Source organism: Cellulomonas endophytica, assembly GCF_004123805.1.
GTDB lineage: Bacteria > Actinomycetota > Actinomycetes > Actinomycetales > Cellulomonadaceae > Cellulomonas > Cellulomonas endophytica.
Genome location: NZ_RWJX01000117.1, coordinates 1 through 6,837 on the forward strand (window position 1 = coordinate 1; position 6,837 = coordinate 6,837).

At 77.3% G+C, this 6,837-nt stretch carries 7 protein-coding genes; 4 read left to right on the forward strand and 3 right to left on the reverse strand.

What is annotated here, in order from left to right; all coding sequences use genetic code 11:
- Positions 1-791: 791 nt before the first annotated feature.
- From EJA20_RS17620 to EJA20_RS17635, 4 genes are all read left to right on the forward strand, one after another.
- Positions 792-1,616, forward strand: coding sequence for a hypothetical protein (locus EJA20_RS17620; RefSeq protein WP_129339828.1), 825 nt, complete (start codon positions 792-794; stop codon positions 1,614-1,616).
- Positions 1,617-1,624: 8 nt separating this feature from the next.
- Complete coding sequence (locus EJA20_RS17625) at positions 1,625-2,059, forward strand: phage holin family protein (protein ID WP_129339831.1); 435 nt, start codon at positions 1,625-1,627, stop codon at positions 2,057-2,059.
- On the forward strand, positions 2,056-2,850 hold the full coding sequence (locus EJA20_RS17630) for a DUF3618 domain-containing protein (RefSeq protein ID WP_129339829.1): 795 nt from the start codon (positions 2,056-2,058) through the stop codon (positions 2,848-2,850). The genes EJA20_RS17625 and EJA20_RS17630 overlap by 4 nt, the downstream gene beginning before the upstream one ends.
- Positions 2,851-2,977: 127 nt before the next feature.
- Positions 2,978-4,138, forward strand: a complete 1,161-nt coding sequence (locus EJA20_RS17635) for a YihY/virulence factor BrkB family protein (RefSeq protein WP_205687571.1) — start codon at positions 2,978-2,980, stop codon at positions 4,136-4,138.
- An 89-nt stretch (positions 4,139-4,227) separates the two neighbouring features.
- On the opposite strand, the gene EJA20_RS17640 is transcribed toward EJA20_RS17635, so the two are convergent.
- The 3 genes from EJA20_RS17640 to EJA20_RS17650 are packed head-to-tail and all read right to left on the reverse strand — an operon-like array spanning position 4,228 to position 6,705.
- Positions 4,228-4,449 carry a CDGSH iron-sulfur domain-containing protein gene (locus tag EJA20_RS17640; protein WP_129339830.1) on the reverse strand — a complete coding sequence of 74 codons (222 nt, stop codon included), beginning with the start codon at positions 4,447-4,449 and terminating at the stop codon, positions 4,228-4,230.
- The gene (locus EJA20_RS17645; protein WP_129339833.1) at positions 4,446-5,573 is read right to left on the reverse strand and encodes an iron-containing redox enzyme family protein; all 1,128 of its coding nucleotides are present in this window, start codon (positions 5,571-5,573) and stop codon (positions 4,446-4,448) included. Before EJA20_RS17645 ends, EJA20_RS17640 begins: the two co-directional genes overlap by 4 nt.
- A 7-nt stretch (positions 5,574-5,580) precedes the next feature.
- Entirely contained in the window at positions 5,581-6,705 is a 1,125-nt protein-coding gene (locus tag EJA20_RS17650; RefSeq protein WP_240675627.1) for a glycosyltransferase, read from the reverse strand.
- Between the last annotated feature and the right edge of the window lie 132 nt (positions 6,706-6,837).

Below are 6,837 nucleotides of genomic sequence, written 5' to 3' on the forward strand. Positions count from 1 at the left end.
CGGGCCCGGCCGGCACCCGCGGCGGTGGCCGGGGGGGCGACGGCCCGTGCGGGGCCCCGTCGTGCGGCGCCGGCGGCGGGCGCGACGGGGCCCCGCAGCCCCGTGCCCTCCGCCGTCAGCCCCGCCATGTCGGTCGTGCCCCGTCCCCGTCTCGCCGTGCCGTGCCGTGCCCTGCCGTGCCCTGCCGTGCCGTGCCGTGCCGTGCCCTGCCGTGCTCTGCCGTGCCCTGCCCGCGGTGCGGTGCCGGACGTCGGCGCGGTGCACCGCCCTGGTCCGGGCGGCTCGCCGAGGTGCGCCGGGTGGCGTCCTGCTGCGGCGCGCCCGCCGCCTGGAGGCGCACGTCCCGGATCCCCGGCACCAGGGGCATCGACGCGCGCGGCGGGGGCGTGAGCGTCCCCGTCCCGGGTCCCCCGGACGGACCTGCGCCCGCGACGCGCCCGGGTGGCCCGCCGGACCCGCGCGGCCGTCCCCTGCGCCGGTGGGACCCGCGCGTCCGGACCCGGCCCGGTCCGTCTCCGGTGGCGGTCCTCTCAGGGTCGGCCTAGCGTCGGGACCAGAGGGGCGGACACGGCCCCACCCGGGTCCCCGGCGGTGCGCACCGCCAGGACCCGGTCCCGGCCCCAGGGCCGGCGCACACACAGGGCGCACGAGCGCCGCCCGCGCAGTCTGCGGGTCCGAGCCGTGAGCAGACGCGGCACCGCACGGAGCACGCCGTCACCGCGACGGCGGCTCGGCCGTCCCCGCCCCCCACCGGGGAGGCGGGTCCGACGGCCCAGCGAGAGGGAGACGAGATGACACACGTGGCCGAGGGTGGGATCAGCGGTTCCACCGGGACGACGTACGGCAGCTCGGGACCCGGTGGGCAGTCCGGGACCGCTCAGACCGCCAAGGAGCAGGCCTCCGGCGTCGCGCAGGGCGCGGCCGAGGCCGGGCGCTCCGTCGCCCAGGAGGCGAAGAGCGAGGCCGCCGGCGTGGCGCAGGCCGCCGGCGAGCAGGCGAAGAACCTGCTCGGCGAGGCCCGCACGCAGCTGACGAGCCAGACGAAGACGGGCCAGGGCAAGGTCGCGGGCACCGTCCGCCAGTTCGGCGAGCAGCTCGGCCAGATGGCCGACGCGCCCGAGCAGGGCGGCGTGGCCGCGGACGTGGTGCGCGAGGTCAGCACGCGCGTGTCGGCGTTCGCCGAGCGCCTCGAGGGCTCCGAGCCCTCCGAGCTGCTCGACGACCTGCGCCGCTACGCCTCGCGGCACCCCGGGACGTTCCTCGTCGCCGCCGGCGCGGCGGGCCTGCTCCTGGGCCGCCTGACCCGCGGCATCAAGGACGTCACCAGCGACAGCACGCCCGCCTCCGGCCTCCCGCGGGGTGACGCGTCGACCGCCACCTACGGCGTCGTCGGCGGCACCACCGGCCTGGCGGCGGACGACCTGGGCTACGGCGGTCGCGTGGTGCCCGAGGTGGGCCCCGTCGACAGCCCCTACACCTCGCCCGAGGTCGCCGGCACCACCGGTGCCGCGACGGGCACCTGGGCCGGTCCGTCGACGACCGACCCGTACACGGACCCGAGCACGACGGCCGGCAGCGGGACCGCCTGGCCGAGCACGACGGGGGACCGGCCGTGAGCACGTCCATGGGCAGCACCCCGTACACGACGGGCGCCGCCGAGGGCAGCCAGGGCGGGAACGCGAGCGTCGGCGAGCTCCTCGGGGAGGTGACGCGCGACCTGTCCACCCTCATGCGGCAGGAGGTCGCGCTCGCCAAGGCCGAGGCGACGGAGTCCGCGAAGCAGGCCGGGAAGGGCGCGGGCATGTTCGCCGGCGCCGGCGTGGCGGGGCACTTCGTCCTGCTGTTCCTGTCCATCGCGCTGTGGTGGGGCCTGGGCGACCTGTTCGACAGCCTCACCTGGTCCGCCGTGGTCGTGGCGGTCCTCTGGGGGATCGTCGCCGCCGTCCTGGCCCTGCGGGGCAAGAAGGAGATGGCGCAGGCCAAGGGCCTGCCGCGCACGCAGGAGACCGCGCAGAAGATCCCCAACGCGCTCAAGGGCCACGAGGAGAAGAACGCATGAGCACCGACCCGGACCAGATCCGCGCCGAGATCGAGCGCACCCGCGGCGAGCTCAGCGCCGACGTGGACGCGCTCGCCGACAAGGTCAGCCCGCACGCGGTGGCCGAGCGCCAGAAGGAGAAGGTGCTCGGTGCCGTCGACTCCGTGAAGGAGAAGGTCATGGGAGTGAAGGACAGCGTCCAGGAGTCCGTCATGGGCGCCAAGGACAGCGTCACGGAGCACGTGGCCGACGCCAGGGGCCAGGCCTCCGGCGCGCTGCACAGCGCCTCCGGCTCGGCCCACGGCCAGGCCCACGGGCTCGCCGGGTCCGTCCAGGGCTCCGCGACGCAGGCGAAGGACCAGGCGGCCGCCCTCGGGTCGAAGGTCAAGGGCCAGGCGACGGGCAACCCGCTCGCCGCGGGCCTCATCGCCTTCGGCGCCGGCTGGCTGCTGTCCTCGCTCATCCCGAGCAGCAGCGCCGAGCGCCAGGTCGCCTCGAAGGCCAAGGAGCAGGCGGCCCCGCTCGTCGAGCAGGCCAAGGACGCCGCGAAGTCCGTCGGCCAGGACATCGCCGCCGAGCTCAAGGGCCCGGCGCAGGACGCCGCGCAGTCCGTGAAGCAGCAGGCCACGGACGCCGTCCAGCACGTCAAGGGCGAGGCCACCTCGGCCGCCCAGGACGTCAAGGGCAGCGCGACCGACGCCGCGAAGACGGTGAAGGACGAGCAGCAGTCGGGCTCCGGCACCACCTCGCCGCTCTCGACGACGGACGCGCCCCCGGCGCAGGCGTCGCCGTACTCCCCGTCGTCCTACTGACGGCACCCGCCCGACGGCCCGGCACGCGCTGCGTGCCGGGCCGTCGGCGCCACCACGCGCCGCACCCCGCGCGCACCGCCCGCGTACCTCCGGCGCCCGCGCCGCCCGCGTCCCCGTGGAGGACCCCATGACCACGTCCCACGACGCCGTCGCCCCCGGCACGAAGAGCCAGGCGCAGACGCCCGACCCCGACGACCCGCGCAAGCCGGACTCGCCCGACGACCTGTCCAAGCGGTCCTGGAAGTACGTCCTGCGCAAGACGATGCGCGAGTTCGGCGACGACCAGTGCACCGACCTCGCGGCGGCCCTGACCTACTACGCCGTCCTCGCGCTCGCCCCCGCCCTCCTGGCGATCGTCTCCGTCCTCAGCCTCGTCGGCGACGGCGAGGAGCTGGTGAACAGCTCGCTGACCGTCGTGGAGGACCTCGCGCCCGACGCCGTCGAGACCGTCGAGCCGATCCTCACCGCGATGACGCAGAACCCCGGCGCCGGCCTCGCCCTCGTGCTCGGCCTCGCGACCGCGCTCTGGTCCGCGTCGGGCTACGTCGGCGCCTTCGGCCGCGCGATGAACCGCGTGTACGAGATCGAGGAGGGCCGGCCCTTCTGGAAGCTCCGCCCGACGCAGCTCCTCGTCACGCTGGTCTCGGTCCTCGCGATCGCCCTCGTCGTGGTGGCGCTCGTCCTGTCCGGGGACGTGGCCCGGGCCGTCGGCGGCACCATCGGTCTCAGCGACGTGACGGTGACGATCTGGAACGTCGCGAAGTGGCCCGTGGTCCTCGCGCTCGTCGTCGGCGTCGTCGCGCTGCTCTACCACGCGACCCCGAACATCAAGCAGCCCAAGGTGCGCTGGGTGTCGATCGGCGCGGTCGTCGCGATCGTCGTCTGGGCGCTGGCGTCGCTGGCCTTCGGCTTCTACGTGTCCAACTTCGGCTCGTACGACGAGACCTACGGCACCCTCGCCGGCGTCATCGTCTTCCTGCTGTGGCTCTGGATCACGAACAACGCCCTGCTCTTCGGCGCCGAGCTCGACGCCGAGATCGAGCGCGGCCGCGCGCTGCAGGGGGGCATCGCGGCCGAGCTCGCGCTCCAGCTGCCCGCCCGCGACGTGCGCACGGCCCGCAAGAAGGAGGCCAAGCGCGCGGAGGACGAGGCCCTGGGTCGCGAGATCCGCGAGGAGGCCGTCCGCCACGGCGCCCACGACGGGCAGCCGGGCGACGGGTCCGACCGCCCCGAGGAGCAGTCCTCCGCGGGCGGCTCGCACGAGGCAGGTCGCCGCTCGCGGCACTGACCCGGCCGACGACGCCGAGGGCCCGCTCCCCGTTCCCGGGGGGCGGGCCCTCGCGCGTGCGTGGCCGGCCGGCGCCGCACGGCCGGACGTCAGGGGGCCGGCGGCGTCTCCGGGCGCGGCGTGCGGTAGCCGACGACCTTGTGCGACCCGTCGCACCACGGCGGGATCCCGGTCGCGCCGCAGCGGCACAGCGCGACCGTGCGGCGGTGGCGCTCGACCGGCCGGCCGTCGGGGTCGACGACCTCGACGTCCCCGCGGACGAGCAGGGGCCCGTCGGGGCAGGCGACGACGCGCGCCGGGCCACCGCTCACGCCGGCACCGGGGCGCCGACCCGCACCGGGGCACCGGCCGGCACGGCCGTGCCGTCGGGCACCGCGCGGCCGTCGGGGAGCGCGAGCGCCGCCGGCACGAGGTCCGGCAGGGGGTGGAGCAACGAGGACCGGCCCGCGCTCCAGGCGCCGACCTGCGCCTGCGCCACCCAGGTGTCGAGGGCCAGGCACGCCGCGGCGCCGAACAGCACGTCGTCGCGCACCTCGGGCTCCTGGGCGGCGAGCGCTCCGGCCAGGTCGCGGCCGGCGATCTGCTCGTGCACCGCGTCGGCCTCGACGTGCTCGTCGAAGTACAGGGTGGCGTCCTCGTCGAACCCGAGCCGCCGGAAGCCGTTGCCGTAGAGCCGGTTGGGCACCGACGAGGTCATCTCGAAGGCCGCCAGGTGCCCGGCGACCGCGCCGCGCAGGCGCCGGTGCAGCCCGAACAGGCTCATGCTGTTGAGCGAGGCGAGCGTGAGCGCGGGCACGTGGTCGAGGTAGGCGCCGGGCCGGTCGTCGAGGCCCAGCGCGCGCATCGTCCGGGCGAAGAGCGCCGAGTGCATCCGCTCCGGGTCGCCGCCGCCGTACTCGTCGGACTGCACCTCGACGAGCGCCGCCTTGGGCCGTCCCTGCAGGCGGGGGATGGCCCACGTGTGCGGGTCGGCCTCCTTGAGGTGGTACAGCGAGCGGTGCGCGAGCAGCTCGCGCACCTGCTCGAGCGTCGCGCGACGGGCCACGAAGGTCGACAGCCCCGGGCCCGTGTCCTCCGCGGCGAGCGCGAAGAGCGTCTCGGCGACGTCGCCGGCACCCGCGTCGTCGGGGACCTCCGGGACGGGGACGCGGTCGCGCAGCGCCGCCTCGTGCACGGCCTCGATGCGTGCGCGCACCCCGAGGAGCGCCGGCGACCACTCCCAGGCGTCGTCCACGCCCGTGAGCCCCCCGTAGTGCAGCTCGTAGAGGCAGAGCAGGGTGAGCTGCAGGTCCTCGTCGCGGAGCACGTCCTCCGTCGCGACGAGCGCGTCGCCGACGGCCCGGTCGAGCCCCGTGACGTCGGCGTCGGCCGGGGCGGTGGTGAGCAGGTCGAGCAGCGCGGCGCTCGCCGGACCGCGCGGGGCGGGCAGCGGCATGGTCATCTCAGGGCCTCCCGGCAGGGGCGCCGGGAGCCGTTGCTCGACCGCGGGCGCACGATTCGTCCCGATCCTCGCCCCGGTCGTCCCGGCCCGCACCCGGACCGCCCCCGCCCGGGTCCGGAGGGCTCAGCCGCTGCTCAGGCCCGGTCCGGGTGGCCGCGCGGGCGACCCGCGGCACGGCCGCCCGGAGCCGGCGGAGCGGCGTGGCGGCGTGCACGAGCCGGCCGCCGGCGTAGGGGACGCCGCCCCGCAGGCGGGCGAGGGGCACCGTCCACACCAGGACCGCCCGTTCGAGGAGCCACAGCGGCGCGGCGAGGGTCGTGCGCACCGGGAAGGCTGCCCGGCCACCCGCACGCCGTCGGCCGCGCTCCGCGACGAGGAGCACGGCCGCGAGCGCCCCGCCGAGCGCGGCCGGGCGCCGCCGGCCCGGCAGGCGGGACGCGGCGACGAGGGAGGGCAGCACCGCGAGCTCCGCGGCGAGCCGGCCGGGCTGGGCGAGGGAGTCGTACGCCTGGCGGCGACGCTGCCCCAGGAAGTGCCGGGCCGTCGGCGGCCGTCGGACGACGAGCACGTCGTCGGCGTCCACGACCGTGCCACCGGCGGCGCGGACCGTGCGCAGCAGCTCGAGGTTCTCGAACAGCACGTCGCCGCGGTAGCCGCCGGCGGCCAGCAGCGTGCCGCGCCGGACCCCGAGCGTGCCCGGGAAGTCGTGCCCGAGGCCGCGGTTGAGCAGCGTCCGGCCCGTGTCCCACCACACGTGCCAGGGCAGCGGGTCGAGGACGTTCTGCGGCCGGACGGCGTCCGCCGTGCCGAGGAGGTCCACGACCCTCGCCAGGGTGGCGCGGTCATGGCGCACGTCGTCGTCCCCGACGACCACGCGGTCGTGGCGGGCGTGGCGCACGCCGGTCATCACCCCCGCGACCTTGCCGTTCCCGCCCGGCCAGGGCTCGGGGACCAGGTGCCGCAGCCCGGCCCCGGCCACGAGCGGCGCCCAGGCGGCCGCGTGCGCGGCGTGCCGGTCCGGGGGCGAGCCGTCGACGACCGTGACGTCGAGCCACCGCGTCAGGCGGGCGAGGTGGTCCGTCAGCCCGGCGAGGGCCGCGTCGTCGTGCCAGCGCAGGGGCAGCACGTACTCCGCGGCCAGCCGCGCGCCGGCCCCGGCCGCGGGTCGGCCCGGCGACGACGGCGGCCGTGGTGACGGGGGCCCTCCGGCGGGCGGCGGCGGCGCGGCCGGCGTGGCGGACGGGGGCGGCGGGGCCGG